The following is a 22,688-nucleotide window of genomic DNA, read 5'->3' as shown; positions in this document are numbered from 1 at the left end:
GCAGAGTCAAAAATGAGCTGATTTGTGTCCCTGCAAGGCACTTGAACGACGCGTACATGGCGTACGCGGAGTGAAAGTAACGCAGCAGGGGCGCAAATTCAGCCATTTTTGACCGTATTGTCCCTTGGTACACCGACGCTATATTCTGACACAGTTTATGAACAATTGGGGAGTTGTCAATATTTTTAACCCGATTGCTATTCTTTCTTGCCTTTCCATGGGATATGATCCCCGTGGACCGATGATCCTGGTGCTTGCAGGTTCTCTGACTGCATTTATGACCCCGATGGCTACGCCTGCCGTGCCGTTGATGATGGGGGCAGGAAATTACAGTCAGAAGGATCTGCTGAAAGCAGGATGGCTGCCGTCGTTGATTATCTGTGCAGTGGCAGTCCTGTGGGTCATGACCGTCTATCCAGTAACCGGTTGATGAAAATTTAAGAATGGGAGAAAAATACCAGGAGGTTTGGGTTATATGGATACACTTTTTTTTGAACAATGGATAGACGCACATCGTGTTCAATTTGAAGAAATTGCTGCGGATATTTGGGACTGTCCGGAAATCTGTTATAAGGAATATCATTCAGCAAAGCTGCAGAAAGAATTTCTTTCTGTAGCAGGGTTCCGGGTTAGGGATTCTGTAGCCGGGATTGAGACGGCTTTTGTGGCAGAATGGGGAAACGGGGGACCCGTCATAGGGCTGCTGGGCGAGTTCGATGCGCTTCCGCAATTAAGCCAGCAGTGTGATGTAACAGAAAAGAGTCCGATTGAGCCGCTGGGAAATGGTCACGGCTGCGGTCATCATCTTTTGGGAACAGGTGCCATGGAAGCGGCATGCATGATCAGAGACTATCTGGAAAAGAATGCTATTCCGGGAACAATTCGGTATTATGGATGTCCGGCGGAAGAAGGTGGCGGTGGAAAAGTATTTATGCTGCGAAGTGGCTGCTGGAATGATGTGGATGTCTGCCTTAGCTGGCATCCGGGACCGGAAAGCTACATATGGAACTCTAATCTTGCAAATGCAAGAGTAAAATTTAATTTTCACGGGATTAGTGCTCATGCAGGAGTTGCACCGCATCTGGGGCGCAGCGCACTGGATGCGGTAGAACTGATGAATGTAGGGGCGAATTATCTGCGGGAACATATTATTGATGCTGCACGTATCCATTATGCTGTTACCAATACCGGAGGACAGGCTCCAAATGTAGTTCAGGCCGAAGCAGAAGTTGTATATGCGGTACGGGCGCCGAAAATAACGGAGGTCAGCGAGATTATAGAACGTGTTATTCATGTAGCGGAAGGGGCTGCATTGATGACCGGTACAACGATGGAGTACCAGATCGTAAGTGCATATGCCAATTATATATCAAATGATACACTTTCCGAGATTATGGAAAAACATGCAAAAGAGTTTCTGCCAATCAGCTATACTTCCGAAGAACTTGCGTATGCCAGAAAATTTTTGAAATCGGATGACCGTGACAAAAAAGAAACACCGATTTGTTCAGAACTGCAGTCTGTCCGTGGCAGGATTCCTTTTTCAACGGATGTAGGGGATGTGAGCTGGTGTGTGCCTACCTGTGCCATGCAGGTGTGTTGCTTTTCAAGAGATACCCAGCTGCATAACTGGATTGCGGTAGCGCAGGGAAAAGCTACGGTAGCCTATAAAGGGATGCATGCCGCAGCAGAAATCCTGGCAGCCAGTGCGGCGGAGATTTTCGAAGATCCGGATATTCTTCATAGAGTTCGAACAGAGTTCGAAAACGCTCTTGGAAAAGATAGTTATCAGTCGTTATTGCCTGAAAAGCGATGAGTAACTATAAACAAACATATTTTTGTTTAAGGATAACATTTTTTAATGGCAAAAGAACAAATAAGTTGCACAATTCGGTAAGCCCATTGACACCCGTCCTGTGACTTTGTTAAGATACATATAACAAAAAGGGAGAGACCGCGTTTCAGACAGGAATGCGGCGCTTGGCGTGACCGGTTTCGGCACGCTTTCTATTTCAGGAGGGAACCATGATGAGGATTATCAGAGCAAAAGATTATGAGGACATGAGCAGAAAGGCGGCTGCGGTTCTTGCGGCTCAGGTGACGGTAAAGCCGGACTGCGTGCTGGGACTGGCCACAGGCTCCACACCGATTGGAACCTATGACTGCTTGGCGCAGTGGTGCAAAGAGGGCGTACTGGACTTCTCCAGAGTTTCTACAGTAAATCTGGATGAGTACCGGGGACTGGATCATGAGAATGATCAGAGCTATTACTACTTCATGAATAAAAATCTGTTCAGCAGAATCAACATTGATCCCGCTCATACCCACGTACCCAACGGCATGGAGCCGGACCCGGAGAAGGAAAGCAAAAGATATGAGGAGCTGATCCGCTCCCTTGGGGGAATCGATATTCAGCTTCTGGGAATCGGTCATGACGGCCATATCGGCTTCAATGAGCCGAACAGCTTCTTTGACAAGTATACGCACTGTGTGGACCTGACAGAGATGACCATTGAGGCCAACAAGCGTTTCTTCGCCTCCGCGGATGAGGTGCCGAGACAGGCTTATACCATGGGAATCGGTACGATTATGCACGCAAGAAAGCTTCTGATGATTGTCAGCGGAGAGGATAAGGCGGATATTGCGGCTGCAGCCTTCTGCGGCGAGGTGAAGCCGGAGGTTCCGGCATCCATTATCCAGTTCCATCCGGATGTGACCATCATCGGCGATGAGGCTGCTCTTTCCAAGATCCCTGAATAACAGTGCCGGAAGTGGCCTGTTGCGTCTAGTCTCCGGAGCGGGCAAAGAAGCGGAACAGATAGAGGCCGCTTAAGCCCACAAGAGTGTAGACGATCCTGGAAAGCATACTCATGTTTCCGAAGAGAAAGTTTACCAGATCAAAACGGAAGATTCCGATCAGCCCCCAGTTCAGGGCGCCGATGATGGCGATGGTGAGGGCTGTGCAGTCTAAGAACTTCATAATAAAGGGATTCTCCTTTCTGCAGGGACCGCTTGACAGCGGTTCCTGTTTGTATTATCAGTAATAGACTGTACAGAACGAAGAAAAATTATACGAAGCTGTTCGTGTCGGGATCGTATCGGAAATCGATGGACGCCAGAGAGTTTTCGATGGACTGGCGGTCAAGATTCAGGGCCTGGCACAGCTCGTCAAGAGACGGATAGAAATCACGGAGCTGCGTATTCAGCCAGCTTACAAGCATAAAAGGATCTTTGGGTATCATGGTTTTCCTCCTGAGATGTATTTTATCATGCCTGCGGCAGTTCTGTTTCGTTTTGTATCATAAGACATTGTGTCAGAACTTGCAAGCAGTAATTTTTTCTGTTACACTGAGTTTAGCAGCTGTGAGAAAAATAGTCTGCCAGCTGAAAGCGACAGCAAAGGAGAAAGAAAATGGAAAATAACAGCAATTCGAAGGAACGGCAGAAAGAGGTTCAGAAGCTGACCTTTATTGTACTGGCTGTAATGACAGTACTTATCATTGGATACGCGGCTTACGGGCTGATTACAGAGTCGATCAGCATGCTGCTGTTCGGAATTATGCTGGGTGGGTTTGTGGTAGTTTATATCGTCCTGACGGATATTGTGGAGCCCTTCCGGCTGGGGCTGTTTCAGGATCTGGCCCGGGAGCGCCGTGCCGGCTTTCTGAAAATGATGCTGATGGATGTGATTGGAGCGGGAGCGCTCATATACTGGATTGCGGGGCTGGGTTCTGAATCAGGCAATGATATTCTGATTCCGTTTTTGATTTACTTTCTGACGGTTCAGATAAAGCGGAAGTACCGGGCCGAATTTGAGGGAACCGTGCCGGAGGAAAAGGAAGAACCGGATACAGAAGATGCAGGGTCCGGAGAGCAGGACGAAAAATAAGGTCTGGAATCAGAGACAGAGCGGGCTCATAAGCCTGCTTTGTTTGCATATATTGGATAAAAAAGGCGTCTCCGGCCGGACTGCCTGGAAGGATTCGGCTGGAGTCCGGGGTAGCTATTGGAAAATGCAGGAAGGCAGGGAGCTCCGGCATGGAAGAGAGGCCTGCTGGCTGGGGCTTTGGGAGCAGGCATGGTACTGGCGGCGGCCGGAGTCCGGGAATGGAAGATGGAGCAGGAAAGGGCGGCGGCTTTGTCAGGGGCTCAGACGGCAGTTCTGGCAGAGACTTTGACAGAGACGGAGGCGGAAAGCCTGCCACAGATCCGGACGGAGGCGGAAAGCCAGCCGCAGCAGCTCCAGGAGAAGAAAAAGATTGCGCTGACCTTTGATGACGGTCCCCATCCCTATTATACAGATCAGCTTCTGGACGGACTGGCTGAACGGGGCGTGAAGGCTACTTTTTTTCTTTTGGGCTGTAATATCGAAGGAAATGAAGAGGTGGTCAGACGCATTGCGGAAGAAGGCCATCTAATCGGCAACCATACCTGGTATCATGTGGACATTACCACACTGTCTCAGGAGGAAGCCTGTGCGGAGATTCAGAATACCAGCAGAAAAATCACAGAAATTACCGGTCAGCCGGTAGAGTATGTCAGGCCGCCTTTCGGCAACTGGGATAAGGAGCTGGAGTGCGAGGTCATGATGATTCCCATTTTCTGGTCTGTAGATACGCTGGACTGGAGTACCAGGAACGCGGATCGCCTGGTGGATCAGGTGGTATCGGAGGCCGAAGAAAACGACATTATCCTGATGCATGATTCCTACGACAGTACGGTGAAAGCTGCCCTGCGGATCGTGGATCTGCTTCAGGCAGAGGGGTATGAGTTTGTGACGGCTGATGAGCTGATTCTGGAATGACACAAGGAGAAAGACATGGATTTATTTGATTATATGCGGGAAAACCAGCTGAAGCAGGAGGCTCCGCTGGCTTCCCGTCTGCGTCCGAGGACGCTGGATGAGATCGTGGGACAAAAAGATATTCTGGGAAAGGACAAGCTGCTTTACCGGGCGATTCAGGCGGACAAGCTGAGCTCTCTGATTTTCTATGGACCGCCTGGCACAGGTAAGACAACGATAGCCCGCGTCATCGCAAATACCACAAAGGCGGATTTTACCCAGCTTAATGCTACAGTGGCCGGAAAAAAGGATATGGAGGCCGTGGTATCCAGGGCAAAAGATAATCTGGGAATGTACGGGCGCAAGACGATCCTGTTTGTGGACGAGATTCACCGTTTTAATAAGGGGCAGCAGGATTATCTGCTTCCCTTCGTGGAGGACGGCACATTGATTTTGATTGGCGCCACCACAGAAAATCCCTATTTTGAGGTAAACGGGGCGCTTTTATCCCGGTCTGTCATCTTTGAACTGAAGCCTCTGGATAAGGAAGATATCCTGGAGCTGATTCACCGTGCAGTTACCGACAAGGAGAGGGGCATGGGCGCATACCAGGCAGAGATAACAGAGGAAGCGGCAGATTTTCTGGCGGATATCGTGGGCGGAGACGCAAGAGCGGCCCTGAATGCTGTGGAACTGGGTGTGCTGACTACGGAAAAAGGCGGAGATGGGAAGATACATCTGACCCTGGATGTGATTTCAGAATGTATACAGAAGCGGACGGTGCGCTACGACAAGACAGGGGATAACCATTATGATACAATTTCGGCCTTTATCAAAAGTATGAGAGGCTCTGACCCGGACGCGGCGGTATATTACCTTGCGAAAATGATCTATGCAGGGGAGGATGAGCGGTTCATCGCCAGAAGAATTATGATCTGCGCGTCTGAGGATGTGGGAAATGCGGACCCGATGGCTCTGACCGTGGCCGTATCGGCGGCCCAGGCGGTGGAGCGGGTGGGCTTTCCGGAGGCTCAGATCATTCTGGCTCAGGCGGCCTCCTATGTGGCCTGCGCGCCCAAGAGCAACTCTGCTGTCATGGCCATTGATAAGGCCATGCGGTCCGTCCGGGAACGGAGAACCAGCGTGCCGCCTCATCTTCAGGATGCCCATTATGGCGGAGCCGGAAAGCTTGGGCACGGCATCGGGTATAAATACGCCCACGATTACCCGAATCATTATGTGGAGCAGCAGTATCTGCCCACGGAGCTTTTGGGAGAACGGTTTTATGAACCTTCAGATAACGGATATGAGCATCAGATCCGGGAGCATTTCCGGAAGATAAAAGGGGATCTTCCGGAAATGCCCGGATCGGATACTCGGACGGAATGATCAGACCCGGCAGCCGGGCTGAAGTATCGGACAGAAATACTCAGACTGTCTCGGGTTCCGGATAATCGGTTCCGAAGGTTTCCACCGTGACAGCTTTCATGACCTGGGGAGTCATGGGACGATCCCGGTAGTCAGTGGGCGTCTGCGCAATCTTGTCTACCACGTCAAGTCCCTCGATGACCTTTCCGAAAGCGGCGTAAGCGCCGTCCAGATGGGGAGAGGTCTTGTGCATGATGAAGAACTGGGAACCTGCGGAGTCCGGATGCATGGCGCGGGCCATGGACAGGACGCCGGGCGTGTGCTTTAAGTCATTGTCAAAGCCGTTCTGGGCGAACTCACCCTTGATGGAATAGCCGGGGCCGCCCATACCGTTTCCGTCCGGGCATCCGCCCTGGATCATGAAGCCCTCGATAACCCGGTGGAAAATAAGACCATTGTAAAAGCCTTTGTTTACAAGACTGATGAAATTGCGTACAGTGTTGGGCGCGATGTCAGGATAAAGCTCAGCCTTGATGACATCGCCGTTTTCCATCTCAAAAGTAACTACTGGATTTGCCATATTCATTCTCCTTTTCAGTGCGCATACTGTTTCCAGCCTGCGGATTTGTCACATATATCTTAACGGAAAAGGATGAAGACGTAAAGGAGTTTTTGCGAAATGCTGAAAGGTCTTGTAATAGCGGCTTCCGGCGCCCGTGTGCTGAAGGAGGAGCTGGACAGAACTCATTTTCCGTGGACAGAAGCCGGCGGGAGAGAAGCGGAAGATTTTCAGAAAGCGGCAGAAAGGCTTCATGCGAAGCCGGAGGAGCTTCTGTGCCTTGTTGAGACGGATCGGGAGGAAGAGACGGCGCTCTCTCAGGGATTTTTCTGCGTGGGCTACCTGAATCCGGAGCTGGAGACGCAGAGGCTTTCAGGCTGCAGAATTCTGCTGGAGGGATTTGAGGAAGTTGACGCCCCGTTTCTGCAGAATGTGTATACACGGGCTCTGGGGCTTCCGGTGCAGATCGCGGAGACGAAGCGGCTGTTGATTCGTGAGATGACCCTTGCGGACCTGGACGACATCAATGCTCTTTATCAGGAAAGTGAATTTACGGGGTTTCTGCAGCCGTCAGGCCTGGACCGGCAGGAAGAAGAAGAAAAGATCCGTGCCTATATCACCTATATGTATGGTCTGTATCAGTTCGGCATGTGGGTAGTCATAGAAAAGGAAAGCGGGAATCTGATTGGACGGGTAGGATTCGGCATTGCGGACTATCTGGACTTTTCCGAGATTGATATGGGATATCTGATCGGAGCGCAGTACCGCCGTAAGGGGTATGCGGAGGAGGCCAGCCGGGCAGCGCTGGACTATGCCGGACGAATACTGGAATTTCCGCAGGTAAGCGCCTATATTGACAGTGAGAATCTGATTTCCCTGCACCTGATAGAGAAGCTGGGATTTCACAGAATGAAGAAATTTACATACCGCGGGAAAGGACTTTACCGCTATGTACTGCAGCTGTCCTGAGGGATAACACTCCTTTTGGGCGGAGGCTTCTGTTAGTTTCCGGCAATTGGAAGCAAACAAAAGACCGCTGCATCACCGGGCTGGATGATACAGCGGTTTTCCGCGCTTGGCGGGAGTCGTCCGTCTGAAAGAGGAACGACTGTTTCACAAGCTGGGCCAGTTATTTAGTGTGGCTCTGTACGTATGCGGCCACAGCCTTATCCTGCACCTGAATATGGTTCAGGAGCCAATCGGTAATATTCTTATTGACAGCCTCCACGAAGGCGTCTGTGGGGCCTTCCTCTTCTTCCAGCATGTCCAGAAGCTCGCGCACGGCTTTTACAAAGGTCTGATGCTGTTCCTTATGGGCTTCGATGCCCGGATAACCGGATTCTTCCTGAAGCTTCTCCTCTGCCTGAAAATGGAATTCTGTATAGTCCAGAAGGAAATTCAGAGTCTGGATCGCAGTCCGCTTCTCTGTACCCATGTAGCAGCTTTCCAGCAGCTTGTTGACACGGTCAATCAGCTCTTTGTGCTGCTGGTCGATCAGTTCATTTCCGGTTTCCAGGGATTTATCAAATGTTACGCTCATAAGATGGTCCTCCTTGTTTTGTCCTTAGGGTTTTGTGCATAGCGATAGAAACTATCATTAAGTATATGCAAAAACGACAGAATAATCTGTTGCAAATGCAACAAAGCGCGAAAAATTAGTAAAGGCGGTTTCCTGCTTGCCGCTCTGGCAGCGGATGTGATAAGATATCTGAAAAGGAGAAAAGTCATGTTTGATAAAAAGAAAGGAAGATGCTTCCGGTATTCTGCGGGGTTCTGTCTGACACTTTGTCTGACTGCGGGCCTGGCGGGCTGCGCAGGGGCGCCGGAGGCTTCGAATACGCAGGAATCCATGAAGGCGGAGCTGATGGCTGAGACGAAGACGCCGGTAATCGGTCTGATTCTGACCAGCCGGGACAGCGGAGAGAATGAGAGTGCAGCTGCCGGCTTTGAGGAGATGGCGCAGAAAGAAGGCGTTGAGCTTCTGATCTATACCCCTGATGTGTCCGCGGAGGACGCAGAGCAGGCGGGCGACCTGGAGACCGGGACCTTCGCGAGCTGTGACGTGGACCCTATTGAATACCAGATGCTTGCGGTCAATGAGTTTGTGGCGGAGGGCACGGATGTGATTGCGGTTCACGCAAACCATCCGGAAGCGCTGGAAGGCGTACTGGCGGCCGCAAGAGGCGTAGGAGTTCAGATCTGTGCCTGGGGCTGCCAGCTTACGGAAGAAAGCTGCGATGTATATGCGGAAACCGCGGAGGAAGCGTCCGCGGCTGCGCTGGAACTTTTGAAAGCAGGCGGCTCAGAGCCATAAATTCACGGGTGCTCTGAAGGATAAGAATCAGAAAATGCTGCGTGGCGCAGCGGACAAAAATCCCTGTCTCCTGGCGGCTGTGAAGCCTCTGGCCGGGAGACAGGGATTTTCTGCGGTTTCGCGCTTGTTTGAAAGCTTTTCAGGGTTTATTTTTGGGGGCCGTTTGGTATTACTCCAGATTCAGCCGTTTGGTCATAAAATAATTGGATAAAAGGTAACCCGCCGCAGCTGTCACAAGGCATAACAGCATGGCAAAGCTCCAGGAGAGCCAGAAATTCGCGGCGTTTGGCACATTATTGGCCGTTCCTATAAAGACCGAAGAACTGCCGTAGGATATCATGCCGGTGACAGCGGAGAAAATCATGGAGATAAGATTGTTTACCAATATCATTCCAACGTATACACCGACAGAAGCCAGGATCTTGTGTGTATTGAAGCTGTGTCCGATTGCGATGCACATATAGACGATCAGGATTCCGCTGATGCTGTTTATTGTGAAAAGCAGAAGATAGAGCGGAATTCCCACGCCGGCCGGTACGCCGAAGGCATCAGGAAAGCTGCGGAATATTTCCGCGAATCCCTGAGGAAGGGCCCGGAGAATATCCATATTGACGAACAGGGCAAACACAGACAGGATCACGAGAATCACATCGATGGTCTGCCAGATAAAGCTTACAATCAGCTTGCTCCAGATATGGGCAGAGGCTGATACGGGCAGCGTGTGCATCAGGTAGCCTTCATCCGTAAACAGATTTTTGCGGAACCTCAGAATGCTCAGGTAAATCCAGGTGATGAGCGCGGCTGCGATCAGAGCAATGACATAGAAAAAGATCAGCAGGGCGTTTATGATATTATACCAGACATTCTGCTGGGCGATCAGATACCACGTGGGATCATTGAACACCGTAAACTGAATATAAAACCGTCCGATAATCGTAATGACAATAAGACCAAGATGCAGGGGGAGCATCAGCCGGTTTACCGCTTTAAATTCATTCTTAATCAGTTTTCCTAACATCTGAATACCTCCCGGAATAATGCGTCCACAGACTTGCCCTCCTGCTCACGGATTTCATCCACGGAAGCGTGAAGGCGGATATGTCCATTCTGAATAAAGATTACATCGTCCAGCACATTTTCGATATCCGCAATCAGATGCGTGGAAATCAGCACGGACGCGTGTTCATTATAATTGGTAATAATGGTCTGCAAGATGTAATCCCGCGCGGCCGGATCTACGCCTCCGATGGGTTCATCCAGGCAGTAAAGCTGGGCATCCCGGCTCATGACCATGATGAGCTGGACCTTTTCCTTCGTTCCCTTCGACATGGCGCCCAGTCTTTCATTTTCATCGATTCCCAGGCGCCGCAGCATGTCCGCGGCCCGGTTTCTGTCAAAATCCTCATAAAAATCACAGAAAAAGTTCAGGATGTCCGTAACTTTCATCCAGCTGTTGAAATAAGTGCGTTCCGGAAGATAGGAGACGATTTTTTTTGTCTCCGGTCCGGGCGCAAAGCCATTGATAGCGATAGAGCCGGAACTTGGGGCAAGCAGTCCGTTGATCAGTTTGATTAGTGTGGTCTTGCCGCTGCCGTTCGGCCCCAGCAGGCCGATAATGCGGCCCCGTTCCAGCGAAAGGTCAATGTTGTCAAGAGCCGTCTTATAACCATAACGCTTGGTCAGATTTTGACAGTTCAAAAGCTGTTCCATTAAGATTCCTCCTCCCTCCACTCCTTTTCCAGAAGACGCCGGATATCATCCCGGCTCAGCCCGAGTTGTTCCATATTTTTCAAAAATAACTGAATTTGTTCTCTGGCAAGTTGTTCTTTTAATTCTGTCATTTTCGATATATCCTCCGTGATAAATCTGCCGCTGGTGCGCTGGGTATAGACAAGTCCGCTCCGCTCAAGCTCTGTCAAAGCCTTCTGCATGGTATTGGGATTGACTGACGCTTCTGCAGCCAGATCCCGTACAGAGGGAAGCTTCTGTCCCGGTTGATAGACACCGGCAATGATATTGGTTTTGATGAGGTCCTCGATCTGCAGATAGATGGGACGGGTATCATCAAGTATCCATGCCATATCGCCACTCCTTTCATTGATTTGCCCTGAATCTGGGCATCCAGGTATATGCCCCAGGGCACCTTTTCTTTGCCGTTCCGGCAAATTCACCTTGCCCGAAGGGTATTTCCTTGAATAGTGCGCTGCCCGTAAATATGGACAATTTTTTCCGAGGGGGGTATTTCCATATATAGTAAACCGCCCCCGCATCCTGCTCCGGCAGGGGAGTCAGGATATGCTTTTGTATTATTGTATTACTTGATTAATACAATAGTGCAGAACAATGAAATTGTCAATACGAATGAGGGAATCTTCAGAAATTCTTAATAATAGAAGAAAAAAGCTCCCGAACCTTTGTGCCACAGGAACGGGAGCCTGGGAAATTTTTTGTATGGAATTTTAAAGAAGCATCCGCGCCACAAGGAATTCCCGCTATAAAGAAAACAGCAATGATAACGCCAATCACTGTGGTTGCGCGGTAAATGTTTTTAGACTGGGTATCTTTTTCCTCCATTTCAATAATATTGCAGAGTGAATAATGACAACCACAGATCCGGCATTATGGACCAGCGCTCCGGCCACAGGACCGAGAATACCGGTGATGGCCAGTACAATGGCAATCAGGTTCAGGCCCAGGGAGAAGGACAGGTTGCATTTGATCGTAAGCATCATACGCCTGGACAGGGCCAGAAGATGGGGCAGTTCCTGTACCTGATCGTCTACCAGAGCAATGTCGGCCGCGTCCACGGCAATGTCGCTTCCCACGCCGCCCATGGCGATTCCTACATCTGCCTTTTTCAGGGCGGGGGCGTCATTGATTCCGTCCCCGATCATACAGACAGCCTCTTTGTTTTTCTGGAACATATCGATGAGAGTCAGTTTATCCTCCGGCAGGCAGCCCGCCTGTACGTCGTCAATTCCCAGCTTTTTTGCGATGGTATGGGCCGCGTTTTCGTGGTCGCCGGTCAGAAGCACCGGCTGTACGCCCAGGGTCTTCAGCCAGGCAATCGTCTGCGCGCTTTCCGGGCGGACGGTATCGGAAAGAGCCAGAAAACCTGCCGCAGTCCCGTCCGCGGCCAGATAGATGATGGTGCAGCCCTTTTCCAGATATTCGTCTGCCTCACGGAACAAGGTATCCGGCACAGAACGGCAGTTTTCTTTCAGCATCTTCTGATTGCCGGCCAGGATCGTCTTTCCTTCGATCCGGGCGGATACGCCCTGTCCGGGAATCATCTGAAAGGAATCCGCCTGAAGAAGTTCTAAGGTTTTCGTGGATTTCAGGGATTCTGAAGTTTCTGAAGCAGGTTTATCGGTCTGCTTCTGAGCCCTGAAGTCCCGCATGACAGCTTTTCCCAGCGGATGCTCGGAAAACTGCTCTGCCGCAGCGGCGAAAGCGAAAAGCTGTTCTTCCGTCCAGTCGGAAGAAAGGCTTCTGACTGCCGTGACTTCCGGTCTGCCGTAGGTCAGCGTTCCGGTCTTGTCAAAGGCAATCCGTTTTACAGAGGCAAGACGCTCCAGGGCGTCGCCCTCCCGGATCAGAAATCCGTGATGCGTAGCGTTTCCGATGGCAGCCATGATAGCGGTGGGTGTGGCAAGAACCATGGCGCAGGGGCAGAAGACCACAAGGATGGTGACGGCGCGAATGACTTCCCCGGAGAAAATCCAGGTCAGAAGGGCAGCTGTCAGGGCAATGATGACGACCCAGGTGGCCCAGCGGTCCGCCAGGCTTACGATTTTGGCTTTTCCGGCGTCTGCGGACTGGACAAGGCGGATCATGCGCTGAATGGAGCTGTCCTCGCCTACTTTTACGGCTTCCATCTCAAAAGCGCCGAACTGGTTTACGGTTCCGCTGGATACATCGTCTCCGGCAGCCTTATCTACCGGCAGGGATTCCCCTGTCATGACAGCCTGGTTGACTGAGGTCTGGCCGGACAGGATGCGTCCGTCCACGGGAACGGTTTCACCGGGGAGAACCCGGATGCGGTCCCCGACTTTCACCTCTTCGGCGGGAATGATTTTTTCACCCCCGGAAGAAAGAACCCGGGCTGTGCGCGGTGTGAGCTTTACCAGTTTTTCGATACCGGCCCGTGCTTTTGCCACGGTCAGATCCTCCAGCAGGCCGCCCAGCTGCATGATAAAAGCCACTTCTCCGGCCGCGAAATCTTCTCCGATACAGACGGAGGCAATCAGAGCCAGGGAGACCAGTACGTCGGCTTTGATATCGAAAGCGGTGACAAGACCGATGAAGGCTTCCAGAATAATTGGGACGCCGCAGAGAATAATGGCGATCCAGGCTGCGTCGAAGGGCAGCCGGACGGGGTGAAAGATGCTCAGTAGGAGGGCCGCTCCGGAGATAATGAGCAGGATAATCTCTTTTCTGGTCCCGCCCAGTTCCAGAAAGGCTTCCAGTGTATCAGTCAGACGTTTCATGAGACAGACTCCTTTACGTACATACCCATAGGGGTATTGGTTTGTTACCACCACTATATACCTATACGGGTATAGGTGTCAAGAAAAGATTTTCTCATTTCCGCAGAAAGCCCGGCGTACCGGAATCAGCAGGGCCGAGGCGTACGGTCCCTTGTACGCGGCGCTGCAGTTCTGCCTGACAAAATGAAACAGAATGCCTGCTTAAAAACAGAGAAAACAGTTTTGATAAAAACAGAGGGGGATATGCAAAAAGCAGAATGTGAAAAAATTAAGAAATGGGAGACACCCTTCTGGAAGGTACCGGGCGGAGCATGGCGGGAGAGGTATACCGGATGCGGCATCCGGCCGGCCCGCGGCCGCGGGCCGGCTGTTATAGAAGCAGCCGCCGGGATTCTGCCGCCTGTGTACGGTACAGGTGCGGGAAATAGTTATCCCATATTCGCAAAGCGTTCTACGGCTTTTGTGAAATTTTCAATCGTCTTATCCACATCTCCGTGTTCGATTCCATCCCGGACACAGTGCTGGATATGGCCCTCCAGAACGATCTGGCCTACCTTGTGGAGCGCTGATTTGGCTGCGTTGATCTGAGAGAGCATGTCCTCACAGGGCACATCCTCATCTACCATGCGGTCGATGGCCTGAACCTGGCCGATGATTTTTTTCAGTCTGCGGTGCAGATTGTCTGCGTCCATACATTGTCTCATAGCTGCCTGCCTCCTTAACTGCTGTCAGCGTTCCGGAACATACCCGCGCTGGCAGGCGGATTCAGATAAATTATAGGGGGAATCCGAAAGGCTGTCAAGAATGGATGCGGAAAATGGACATGACAGGAGCAGGGAATCGCGCTATAATGGTTTCAGATGTCTCTGGGCGGCGGCCTGCGGCCCTGGCTCACAGAGAAGTACAGTCTGCAAAGGAGATAAAAACGAAGATGTATAAAGAAGTTGCAAAGCTGATATTATACCGGGATCTTGGCGAGGACAGCATTCTTCGGAGGCTTGCCGGAATATTTGAGGATTATGAAAACGGTGTGGGAACGAAAGCGGAGCTGACGACGAGAATTTATGAGCAGATGAAAGCCCTGCTTGATCTGGCAACGCTTTATGGCTTTGACGAAAATCTGTGGCATAATTATCTGACCTTTATTCTGCTGACCAATGAGAATTCCTTCAGCATGACAAGCGAGAAGGTGGGCGCCAATAACGGCAGCGTCAATCACTTCGCAAAGGGGGATTTCCGGGTATTTAAAAATCTGTTTAATTTTGATTTCGGCCCCATGGAACGGGATCTGGGCATCGACTGCTTTTCCACCATCTGCCATTATAAGGCCATCGGGAAAAAGGAGCGCATGTACAATAAAAATGTAAGTGAAAAGGTCCAGGCGGTGAGCCGCCAGATTGAGGGCGCGGAGGATGAGGAGGAGATCTTCCGGATTATCACGGACTTCTATAAGGCTTACGGTGTGGGCATGTTTGGTCTCAATAAGGCGTTCCGCATCCAGAGATACGGGGAGAAGGTGGAGTTCCTTTCCATCAACAATACGGATCAGGTGGTTCTGGATGACCTGATCGGCTATGAGATTCAGAAGAAAAAGCTGGTGGACAATACGGAAGCTTTTGTGAAGGGACTTCCGGCCAATAACGTGCTTCTGTTCGGTGACAGCGGTACCGGAAAATCTACCAGCATCAAGGCTATCCTGAACGAATATTACGATCAGGGGCTTCGGATGATCGAGATCTACAAGCACCAGTTCCAGGATCTGTCCGCAGTGATTTCACGGATTAAAAACCGGAATTACCGCTTTATTATTTATATGGACGACCTGTCCTTTGAGGAATTTGAGATAGAGTATAAATATCTGAAGGCTGTGATTGAGGGCGGTATGGAGACGAAGCCCGACAATGTGCTGATTTATGCCACCTCAAACCGGCGCCACATTATCCGGGAGACCTGGAGCGACCGCAGCGACATGGAGCAGGATGACGGTATGCACCGCTCGGATACCATGCAGGAAAAGCTTTCCCTGGTGGCCCGTTTTGGAGTGACCATCAGCTTCTCCAAGCCGACGCAGAAGGAATATTTCCGGATTGTGACGGAGCTTGCCAGACGGTATCCGGAAATTACGCTGTCGGAGCAGGAACTCTGCGCGGAGGCGAACAAGTGGGAGATGAGCCACGGCGGTATCTCCGGACGAACGGCGCAGCAGTTTATCAATTATCTGGCGGGAAAGGAGTTCTATGGGACAGAGCATGGAAGAAAGCCCGGTGCTTGACTGGGATCTGGAGGAGCTGTGGCGGCGGATGGAAGAGCGTCAGCATAAGACCTTTTATACAGCAAAGGGACTTCCCTTTACCTACGAAATACGGGGAGGGGAAATAGTAATCGATCGGAGGAGCAAGACCATTACAAAGGCCACAGTCAGCCGGGCGCTGGAGAAAATTCAGGAAAATCCGGCGGCCGTCACGGGGGCGAAAGCTCTGAATGTGTTTGGCGCGCCCTACATTCTTGCGGTGCTGCGGGCCTTTTAGAGCGGTAAGAGCTGGCAGACTGATAAGAGTTATGTATCTCAGGAGGTGCTTTTGCATCTCCTGTTTTCCCATCCGAAAACGCAGGGACCTGTTGACAGGGGCTCCGGCGTCTGGGGAGTGGAAGTCAGTTGTTCAGATTTTTTTCAGATACAGTTTTTCCGCCAGATTCAGGCACTGATACAGGCACATGGCCAGGATGCAGAGAATTACAATGGACATCAGCACCATATCCAGCTGGAAGACCTGGCTCCCGTAGATGATAAGATAGCCCAGTCCTTCCCGGCTTCCGATGAATTCGCCGATGATGACGCCCACCAGGCAGAGGCCGATATTGACTTTCATCGTATTCAGAAAGATAGGCACAGAACCGGGCAGGATGACTTTGGTGAGCACATCCCTTTTCCGGCCGCCCAGGGTATAAATGAGTTTGGTTTTCTCCGGGTCCACTTCCAGAAAGCCGGTGTAGACGGTGAGAATGCTTCCGAATATGGCCACGGACATACCTGCCACGATGATAGTCCGCATATTGGCTCCCAGCCATACGATGAGAAGCGGGGCCAGAGCCGATTTCGGCAGGCTGTTCAGGACTACCAGATAAGGCTCCAGGATGCGGGAGAGGGATCTGCTCATCCACAGCAGGACCGCGGCCAGGATGCTTGCGGCAAAGACCAGGAAAAAGCTTAACAGGGTTTCCAGAAGGGTGATTCCGATATGCCGGAAGATAGATCCGTCTGCGGCCATGGAAAGAAAGGTTTCGGCCACCCTCGCCGGACTGCTGAAAATAAAGGCATCAATCAGGCCAAGTCTGGTGCTGGCTTCCCAAAGCATGAGAAAGACCAGAAAAATCAGAATGCGGACCAGAGTGACGGTCCGCAGTTTCTGCTGCCGTTTTTTCAAAAAGCGCTTCTGGGCAGATGAGGGCTCAGCCATTGGTATTCAGCTCCTTCCATATAAGATTGAAATATTCCTGAAATTCAGGCGCGCTCCGGGCGCGCATGGGAGTCCGCTTTTCCATTTCAAAATGAATGGGTACTTCCCGCTGTATCCGGCCGGGACGGCGGGAGAGTACGAGAATCTGGTCGGCGACGCTGATAGCCTCCGACAGGTCGTGGGTGACGAGGATCGCGGTCTTATCTTCCCTTTTTATGATTTCATAGATATCGTCGCAGACGGAAAGCCGCGTCTGATAATCCAGGGCGGAAAAGGGTTCGTCTAAAAGCAGCAGGTCCGGTTCCAGAGCCAGGGTGCGGATCAGAGCGGCCCTCTGGCGCATGCCGCCGGAGAGCTGAGAGGGGCGGGCGTTGCGAAAATCGGAGAGACCGTAGGTATCCAGCATGGCGTCTACTTTCTGCAGACGATCGGGCGTCATTTTTTTCTGTATTTCCAGTCCAAGCACCACATTGCTGTAGACGGTGCGCCATTCGAAGAGATGGTCTTTTTGAAGCATGTAGCCGATATGGGCTCTGGCTTCCTGAAAAGGGAGGCCAAAAAGAGAAATGGTTCCCTCTTCCGGAGTGAGAAGGCCGCAGATCAGGGAAAGAAGCGTGGATTTGCCACAGCCGCTGGGTCCCACCACAGCCAGAAATTTACCGGGCTCCAGGTCAAAGGATATATCAGAAAGAGCCGGAGTCTCGCCCTCTGCTTCGTGATAGGAGAAGCTGACATGGGAAAGCTTCAGCAGTGGATTCATGGGAATGCCTCCTTTTTGTGTCTGCGGTCCGCTGTTCCGGCACCGCCGCCCAGACAGCGCTGCCGCGGCAGGCGCGGATAGGGGCCGCTTGTTATACACCTATTTTATGAAGTCTTATCCCTTTTGTGCATGATGCAAATATGATACAATTTGGATGCAGAATAAGGATGGGTCCATGGCGGTCCTGTAGAGGGCTGGCGGACAAATTCTGATGGAAAGCGGATGAGGGGAGACTATGATACGGATTCTGGTAGTTGAGGATGAGCACGCGATTTCCAATCTGATCGCAGTAAATCTAAAGAAGGCAGGCTATGCCTGTGACTGTGTCTATGATGGTATGGCGGCCGCGGATGCTCTGGACAATGGCCCTTATGATTTGATTCTTCTGGATGTGATGCTTCCGAAGGTGGATGGCTATGAACTGATGAGCTATATCGCGCCCCTGGAGATTCCGGTGATTTTTCTGACTGCGAAATCGTCAGTCACAGACCGGGTGAAGGGACTGCGCCTGGGAGCCGATGATTATCTGACGAAGCCTTTTGAGATTATCGAGCTTCTGGCCCGTGTGGAGACCGTGCTGCGTCGTTACCACAAGACGGAGCAGATTCTGACGGAAGGGGATCTGGTGATCGATACAGCTTCCCATACGGTAAAGAAAAACGGAGAGCCGGTAGGTCTTACCAAGAAGGAATATGAACTTCTGCTCCTGTTTGTGCGGAACAAGAATATAGCTCTGTACCGGGAGACGATCTACGAGCGGATCTGGGGCGGGGAATATATGGGAGACAGCCGGACTGTGGATCTGCATGTGCAGCGCATGCGCAGAAAGGTAGGCTGGGAGGATAAGATTGTGACCGTTTATAAGGTGGGCTACCGCCTGGAAGGATAACGGCCCGGCCTGCGGCGTCAGGCCGGAAATGGTCTTGTGAGAGGGAGAACGCAAATGAAATTTTCCTGGAAAATCTGTGTGTCAGTGCTGGCCTTCAGCCTGCTGATTGTAGGTATCGGGGGATACGCGCTTTTATCAGCCCTGTTTCAGTCCAGTTTTCAGAGAGAGGTGAAGAGCGCGGCGGATGAAAACCGGATGCTGCAGTATTCCTTTGCCGCTTACTGGACCACGACGGTTCAGGACCGGTCTTCCGGATTTCCCGAGACGGATGTGCGGCGCGCCGCCCAGGCCATGCAGGAGGGAATGAGTGGAACAGAACTTCGTTTTCAGCTTTACAATCAGGAAGGAAGGGAGCTTTACGACAGCGGGGCGGAGGAGATCCTGAGGGACAGCCAGCGGGAGGCTCTTTTTTCTGCTGCTTCCGGCGAGACGGGAGCACGGATGATGGTCCGGACCGGAGAGGGCTTCGGCCTGGCGACGGTGAGCACGGTTCTGATGGAAGACGGAACGCTGCTTTACCTGGAGACAGACCGTGATGTGACGGCGCTTTTTGCTGATCGAGAGTCCCAGTATGGAATTTACCGGCGGTGGATGGCGGGGCTTCTGCTTCTGCAGGGGCTTGGCTGTTATCTGATCGCGGTCTGGCTGCTCCGGCCTCTGGGACGGCTGTCCAGAGCCTCCCGCCGCATTGCGGGCGGAAATCTGGAAGTGCGGGCAAAGGTGGAGACCGGAGATGAGATCGGCCAGCTGGCGGAGGATTTTAACCATATGGCGGACAACCTGGAGAAACAGTTTAAGGAGCTTGAGGATGCGGCCCGCAGGCAGGAGGATTTTATCGGAAGTTTTGCCCATGAGCTGAAGACGCCGCTGACTTCCATGATTGGCTACGCGGATATGCTGCGGACCAGAGAGATGGACGAGGAGGAGCGTTTCACCGCCGCCAATTATATTTTCCGGGAAGGAAAGAGGCTGGAAGCTCTGTCTTTTAAGCTTCTGGATCTGATGGTAATCCGCCACGGCGTGCTCCAAAAGCGGAGTGTGAATGCCCGGTGGCTGGCGGAGGAGATACAGGGCGTTCTGAAGCCGGCCCTGGAAAAGGCCGGCATTGCGCTGCAGGTGCTGGTGGAAGAAAAACAGATCCTGGTGGAGCCGGACCTGATGAAGACTGTGCTTCTGAATCTGATGGATAACGGACGGAAGGCCATGGAAGACGGCGGACGGATGTATCTGCTGGGACGTACGGAACAGCAGGGATTTTCCTTTTATGTGCAGGATACCGGGAAAGGAATGCCGGAAGAAGAGCTTTCCCGGATTACAGAGGCTTTTTATATGGTAGACAAGTCCCGGGCAAGGCGCCAGGGCGGTGCGGGACTCGGACTTTCCATCTGCGCGGAAATTGTGAAAAAGCATGGGGGAGACTTGAGCTTTCAGAGTATTCAGGGGAAAGGAACTCTGGCCCGGGTCTGGCTGCCCTCTTAAGAGCGGGGAGGCGGGAGTATGAAAAGACATTTCAGGTCATCTTATGTCAAAGCGGGAATCATCCTGTTTCTGGCGGCAGCGGCAGGCTTTGGCCTTCCCTGGGTTCTGCTCCGTTTTGGGGATGAGCAGCGGCTGGGCCGGGTAGAGCAGGAAGAAGTGTCACAGATGGAGCTTACCGATCAGCCGGTTCTTACGATTGTAGAAAAGATCCGTCTGATGCAGAGAGCTTCTTCCAATTCCATGGTTCTTGCTAAAGGCAGAAATTACAGTACGGATACCATTGGAGCCAGGATAGCAGGCGAGCTGGACGCGCTGTCGGAGCTGGGCCTTCCAGTGCCTTCTGCGGATCTGGAGGACTCGGTATTTTCTATGACACCTGTATTTATGATGGATGTGGAGAGTGAAAATTCCTTTATTGTATGGACTGGAGAAGTGTATGCAGACAGCGGCGTACAGATGGAGCTGTCTCTGGATGATGAGACCGGCAAGATCCTGAGCCTCAGCTGTGTTGGCAGTGTATATGAGGAAATTGGAAGCGGCACGGACGCGGCGGACAGCTTTGGCGGGTATCTGGGCTGTCATGTGGCATCAAAGAGTGTTTCGGATTCTGAAGTGACAGGGTATCTGGATGAAGAGATGAAAAAGATTTATGAAAGTGAGATACAGAACCAGGCAGAGAGCGGCAGTACCTGGGACGACGCCCGGGCTCAGGTGAATGAAAGATGGGGGCTGGATAATCTGGGTTATACAGTCAGCGTGAATTACGGGGATGAGAGCGGAATGGAGGTTCAGTACTGGATATCTGTATCCGAGGGAGACGGAAGCCTGCAGATTCTTCCCAGATAAGACAGAGCATGATACATTTCTGATGCAGTTTCCCGTTAGACTGTTCCTCAAGAGGTGAGAGGAACATGAAAGAACAGAGAATGGAAGAATGGGGAAGCAGGGCGAAAGGCGGCCAGAGAAGCAGACAGGGGCAGCGGCGCCGGAGACAGCAGAAAGCACTCCACAGGAAAATATTCGGCTTCTGCCTGTTCACATTTCTTCTGGGCGTCCTGTTTGGAAAAGCTGTATTTGCGAAAGAGACGGGACTGCTGGTTCAGGCGGGAAAAATGATTCCGTCATCAGCGCAGGAGACCGCAGAAGAGACTGGTCTGGCGGCAGACGGAAAAAGCGGCACGGTTTCAGACGGCGCTTCTCTGTCACGGGAGACGGAAAAAAGCTCAGACTGGAAGCTCACACTGGTGAACGCGTCTCATCCTATGGAGGAAGGGTATGAGCCGGAGCTTGCTGAAATCGAAAATAATTATTATTTTGATGCCCGGGCAGTGAAGTATCTGCAGGAAATGCTGGCTGATGGAAGAAAAGAAGGACTTGACTTTTGGGTTTGTTCGGCTTATCGTACCATTGAAAAGCAGAGAGACCTCTATGAAGATAAGGTGCGCCGTCTACAGGCAGAAGGCATGAGCAGCAGGACGGCTCTTAAGGAAGCGGGAACCGTAGTGGCATATCCGGGGACCAGCGAGCATAATCTGGGGCTGGCTGTGGATATCGTGGCCAAAGATTATCAGATGCTGGATGAGAAGCAGGAACAGACAGCCGAACAGCAGTGGCTGATGGAAAACTGCTGGAAATACGGCTTTATTCTGCGGTATCCCACAGACAAGACGGAAGAGACCGGCATCATTTATGAGCCTTGGCATTACCGCTATGTGGGGCGGGAAGCTGCCCGGGAAATCATGGAGCAGGGAATCTGTCTGGAAGAATATCTGGGAGAGGCATAAGGAATGAACAAGATAAATTATCAGAAAGAACTGGAGAAGGAACTTGAGCGTGTTTTGGCGTCCGGGCGTACGCCCCGGCTGCTGCTGCACAGCTGCTGCGCTCCCTGCAGCAGCTATGTGCTGGAGTATCTGTCGGATTATTTTTCCATTACGGTATTCTATTATAATCCCAATATCTATCCCCCGGAGGAGTTTGGAAAACGGGTGGAAGAACAGAAAAAACTGATTCGGGAACTTCCCATGAAGAATTCCGTGTCTTTTCTGGAAGGTCCTTACGAACCGGAACGCTTTTATGAGATGGCCAAAGGGCTGGAGCGGGTGCCGGAAGGCGGAGAACGGTGCTTTCGCTGCTACCGCCTGCGGCTGGAGGAGACAGCGCAGATGGCACGGGCAGGGAATTTTGACTATTTTACTACGACTCTTTCTATCAGTCCGCTGAAAAATGCGGAAAAGCTGAATGAGATAGGCGCGTATCTGGCGGAGGAATATAAAGTGCCCTACCTGTTCAGTGATTTTAAGAAACGGAACGGCTATAAGCGTTCTACGGAACTGTCAGCGGAGTACGGACTGTACCGGCAGGACTACTGCGGCTGTGTGTTTTCCCTGCGGGAGCGGAAAGAGCAGGAAAGGGGCCGGGATTAACACGGATGTTAATCCCGGTCTTTTTCTGCTCAGAAATCCTTGAATCCCTTTTCCAACTGTGCTACTATGAAAACCAGTCAGACACCAGCGGCGGCAGCGGAGCGTATGTTCAGCCAGTCCTGTCGGCCGAGGGAATATCACAGTGATAAGAGAGGAAAATAC

26 protein-coding genes are annotated in these 22,688 nt (G+C 51.7%); 15 read left to right on the top strand and 11 right to left on the bottom strand.

The features are described from left to right. Nucleotides 1–157 precede the first annotated feature (157 nt). The 3 genes from B5E82_RS01355 to nagB all read left to right on the top strand — a co-directional run bounded on the left by B5E82_RS01355 (nucleotide 158) and on the right by nagB (nucleotide 2,760). The gene (locus B5E82_RS01355; protein ID WP_140393058.1) at nucleotides 158–430 is read left to right on the top strand and encodes an anion permease; all 273 of its coding nucleotides are present in this window, start codon (nucleotides 158–160) and stop codon (nucleotides 428–430) included. 45 nt (nucleotides 431–475) lie between these two features. Continuing rightward, nucleotides 476–1,816: an amidohydrolase gene (locus B5E82_RS01350; protein WP_087305534.1), complete on the top strand. Its 1,341-nt coding sequence runs from the start codon at nucleotides 476–478 to the stop codon at nucleotides 1,814–1,816. A 212-nt stretch (nucleotides 1,817–2,028) separates the two neighbouring features. Then, complete coding sequence (gene nagB, locus B5E82_RS01345) at nucleotides 2,029–2,760, top strand: glucosamine-6-phosphate deaminase (protein WP_087305533.1); 732 nt, start codon at nucleotides 2,029–2,031, stop codon at nucleotides 2,758–2,760. A 25-nt stretch (nucleotides 2,761–2,785) separates the two neighbouring features. Here nagB and B5E82_RS01340 read toward each other — a convergent pair whose 3' ends face one another. After that, nucleotides 2,786–2,980, bottom strand: coding sequence for a DUF378 domain-containing protein (locus tag B5E82_RS01340; RefSeq protein WP_087305531.1), 195 nt, complete (start codon nucleotides 2,978–2,980; stop codon nucleotides 2,786–2,788). Nucleotides 2,981–3,068: 88 nt separating this feature from the next. After that, a complete protein-coding gene (locus tag B5E82_RS01335; RefSeq protein WP_087305530.1) occupies nucleotides 3,069–3,242 on the bottom strand; it encodes a DUF4250 domain-containing protein in 174 nt (57 codons plus the stop codon). 170 nt (nucleotides 3,243–3,412) lie between these two features. On the opposite strand from B5E82_RS01335, the gene B5E82_RS01330 reads away from it, so the two are divergent. The 3 genes from B5E82_RS01330 (at nucleotide 3,413) to B5E82_RS01320 (ending at nucleotide 6,172) form a co-directional block, all read left to right on the top strand. After that, nucleotides 3,413–3,889 (top strand): hypothetical protein, encoded by a 477-nt coding sequence (locus tag B5E82_RS01330; protein ID WP_087305528.1) that lies wholly within the window; start codon nucleotides 3,413–3,415, stop codon nucleotides 3,887–3,889. 117 nt (nucleotides 3,890–4,006) lie between these two features. Next, nucleotides 4,007–4,804 carry a polysaccharide deacetylase family protein gene (locus B5E82_RS01325; protein WP_242966215.1) on the top strand — a complete coding sequence of 266 codons (798 nt, stop codon included), beginning with the start codon at nucleotides 4,007–4,009 and terminating at the stop codon, nucleotides 4,802–4,804. A gap of 15 nt (nucleotides 4,805–4,819) precedes the next feature. Beyond that, nucleotides 4,820–6,172: a replication-associated recombination protein A gene (locus tag B5E82_RS01320; protein ID WP_087305526.1), complete on the top strand. Its 1,353-nt coding sequence runs from the start codon at nucleotides 4,820–4,822 to the stop codon at nucleotides 6,170–6,172. A 40-nt stretch (nucleotides 6,173–6,212) separates the two neighbouring features. Here the strand turns inward: B5E82_RS01320 and B5E82_RS01315 are convergent, their stop codons facing one another. Continuing rightward, on the bottom strand, nucleotides 6,213–6,731 hold the full coding sequence (locus tag B5E82_RS01315; protein WP_087305524.1) for a peptidylprolyl isomerase: 519 nt from the start codon (nucleotides 6,729–6,731) through the stop codon (nucleotides 6,213–6,215). A gap of 99 nt (nucleotides 6,732–6,830) precedes the next feature. Here B5E82_RS01315 and B5E82_RS01310 point away from each other — a divergent pair, with 99 nt between their 5' ends. Beyond that, nucleotides 6,831–7,679: a GNAT family N-acetyltransferase gene (locus B5E82_RS01310; RefSeq protein ID WP_087305522.1), complete on the top strand. Its 849-nt coding sequence runs from the start codon at nucleotides 6,831–6,833 to the stop codon at nucleotides 7,677–7,679. A gap of 160 nt (nucleotides 7,680–7,839) precedes the next feature. On the opposite strand, the gene B5E82_RS01305 is transcribed toward B5E82_RS01310, so the two are convergent. Further along, nucleotides 7,840–8,250, bottom strand: coding sequence for a bacteriohemerythrin (locus B5E82_RS01305; RefSeq protein ID WP_087305521.1), 411 nt, complete (start codon nucleotides 8,248–8,250; stop codon nucleotides 7,840–7,842). 186 nt (nucleotides 8,251–8,436) lie between these two features. Between B5E82_RS01305 and B5E82_RS01300 the strand changes: the two genes are divergently transcribed. Further along, on the top strand, nucleotides 8,437–9,024 hold the full coding sequence (locus tag B5E82_RS01300; RefSeq protein ID WP_087305519.1) for a hypothetical protein: 588 nt from the start codon (nucleotides 8,437–8,439) through the stop codon (nucleotides 9,022–9,024). A gap of 169 nt (nucleotides 9,025–9,193) precedes the next feature. Here the strand turns inward: B5E82_RS01300 and B5E82_RS01295 are convergent, their stop codons facing one another. The 5 genes from B5E82_RS01295 to B5E82_RS01275 all read right to left on the bottom strand — a co-directional run bounded on the left by B5E82_RS01295 (nucleotide 9,194) and on the right by B5E82_RS01275 (nucleotide 14,218). Next, nucleotides 9,194–10,042: a hypothetical protein gene (locus B5E82_RS01295; RefSeq protein ID WP_087305517.1), complete on the bottom strand. Its 849-nt coding sequence runs from the start codon at nucleotides 10,040–10,042 to the stop codon at nucleotides 9,194–9,196. Beyond that, nucleotides 10,036–10,734 (bottom strand): ABC transporter ATP-binding protein, encoded by a 699-nt coding sequence (locus B5E82_RS01290; protein WP_087305515.1) that lies wholly within the window; start codon nucleotides 10,732–10,734, stop codon nucleotides 10,036–10,038. Before B5E82_RS01290 ends, B5E82_RS01295 begins: the two co-directional genes overlap by 7 nt. Next, nucleotides 10,734–11,105 carry a GntR family transcriptional regulator gene (locus tag B5E82_RS01285; protein ID WP_087305512.1) on the bottom strand — a complete coding sequence of 124 codons (372 nt, stop codon included), beginning with the start codon at nucleotides 11,103–11,105 and terminating at the stop codon, nucleotides 10,734–10,736. The genes B5E82_RS01290 and B5E82_RS01285 overlap by 1 nt, the downstream gene beginning before the upstream one ends. A 441-nt stretch (nucleotides 11,106–11,546) precedes the next feature. After that, complete coding sequence (locus tag B5E82_RS01280; protein WP_087305511.1) at nucleotides 11,547–13,514, bottom strand: heavy metal translocating P-type ATPase; 1,968 nt, start codon at nucleotides 13,512–13,514, stop codon at nucleotides 11,547–11,549. Nucleotides 13,515–13,942: 428 nt separating this feature from the next. Next, nucleotides 13,943–14,218, bottom strand: a complete 276-nt coding sequence (locus B5E82_RS01275) for a metal-sensing transcriptional repressor (RefSeq protein ID WP_087305509.1) — start codon at nucleotides 14,216–14,218, stop codon at nucleotides 13,943–13,945. Nucleotides 14,219–14,445: 227 nt separating this feature from the next. On the opposite strand from B5E82_RS01275, the gene B5E82_RS01270 reads away from it, so the two are divergent. Together B5E82_RS01270 and B5E82_RS01265 are read left to right on the top strand one after the other, a co-directional pair. Beyond that, entirely contained in the window at nucleotides 14,446–15,786 is a 1,341-nt protein-coding gene (locus tag B5E82_RS01270; RefSeq protein ID WP_087305687.1) for an ATP-binding protein, read from the top strand. Continuing rightward, nucleotides 15,752–16,042, top strand: a complete 291-nt coding sequence (locus B5E82_RS01265) for a hypothetical protein (protein WP_242966214.1) — start codon at nucleotides 15,752–15,754, stop codon at nucleotides 16,040–16,042. Before B5E82_RS01270 ends, B5E82_RS01265 begins: the two co-directional genes overlap by 35 nt. A 132-nt stretch (nucleotides 16,043–16,174) precedes the next feature. Here B5E82_RS01265 and B5E82_RS01260 read toward each other — a convergent pair whose 3' ends face one another. Together B5E82_RS01260 and B5E82_RS01255 are read right to left on the bottom strand one after the other, a co-directional pair. Beyond that, nucleotides 16,175–16,972 carry an ABC transporter permease gene (locus tag B5E82_RS01260; protein ID WP_087305507.1) on the bottom strand — a complete coding sequence of 266 codons (798 nt, stop codon included), beginning with the start codon at nucleotides 16,970–16,972 and terminating at the stop codon, nucleotides 16,175–16,177. Next, entirely contained in the window at nucleotides 16,965–17,732 is a 768-nt protein-coding gene (locus tag B5E82_RS01255) for an ABC transporter ATP-binding protein (protein ID WP_087305504.1), read from the bottom strand. The genes B5E82_RS01260 and B5E82_RS01255 overlap by 8 nt, the downstream gene beginning before the upstream one ends. A gap of 235 nt (nucleotides 17,733–17,967) precedes the next feature. Between B5E82_RS01255 and B5E82_RS01250 the strand changes: the two genes are divergently transcribed. The 5 genes from B5E82_RS01250 (at nucleotide 17,968) to B5E82_RS01230 (ending at nucleotide 22,526) form a co-directional block, all read left to right on the top strand. Next, a complete protein-coding gene (locus B5E82_RS01250; protein ID WP_087305502.1) occupies nucleotides 17,968–18,621 on the top strand; it encodes a response regulator transcription factor in 654 nt (217 codons plus the stop codon). A gap of 54 nt (nucleotides 18,622–18,675) precedes the next feature. Further along, nucleotides 18,676–20,100, top strand: coding sequence for a sensor histidine kinase (locus B5E82_RS01245; RefSeq protein WP_087305499.1), 1,425 nt, complete (start codon nucleotides 18,676–18,678; stop codon nucleotides 20,098–20,100). Between the two features lie 18 nt (nucleotides 20,101–20,118). After that, entirely contained in the window at nucleotides 20,119–20,946 is an 828-nt protein-coding gene (locus B5E82_RS01240) for a hypothetical protein (protein ID WP_087305497.1), read from the top strand. A 65-nt stretch (nucleotides 20,947–21,011) separates the two neighbouring features. Then, the gene (locus B5E82_RS01235) at nucleotides 21,012–21,884 is read left to right on the top strand and encodes a M15 family metallopeptidase (protein ID WP_242966213.1); all 873 of its coding nucleotides are present in this window, start codon (nucleotides 21,012–21,014) and stop codon (nucleotides 21,882–21,884) included. Between the two features lie 3 nt (nucleotides 21,885–21,887). After that, nucleotides 21,888–22,526, top strand: a complete 639-nt coding sequence (locus B5E82_RS01230; protein ID WP_087305495.1) for an epoxyqueuosine reductase QueH — start codon at nucleotides 21,888–21,890, stop codon at nucleotides 22,524–22,526. Nucleotides 22,527–22,688 lie beyond the last annotated feature (162 nt).

The organism is Lachnoclostridium sp. An138 (assembly GCF_002160765.1).
Lineage (GTDB): Bacteria > Bacillota > Clostridia > Lachnospirales > Lachnospiraceae > Laedolimicola > Laedolimicola faecalis.
Note: the sequence above shows the minus strand (reverse complement) of the source record. Positions and strands in the feature narration are given on the sequence as shown.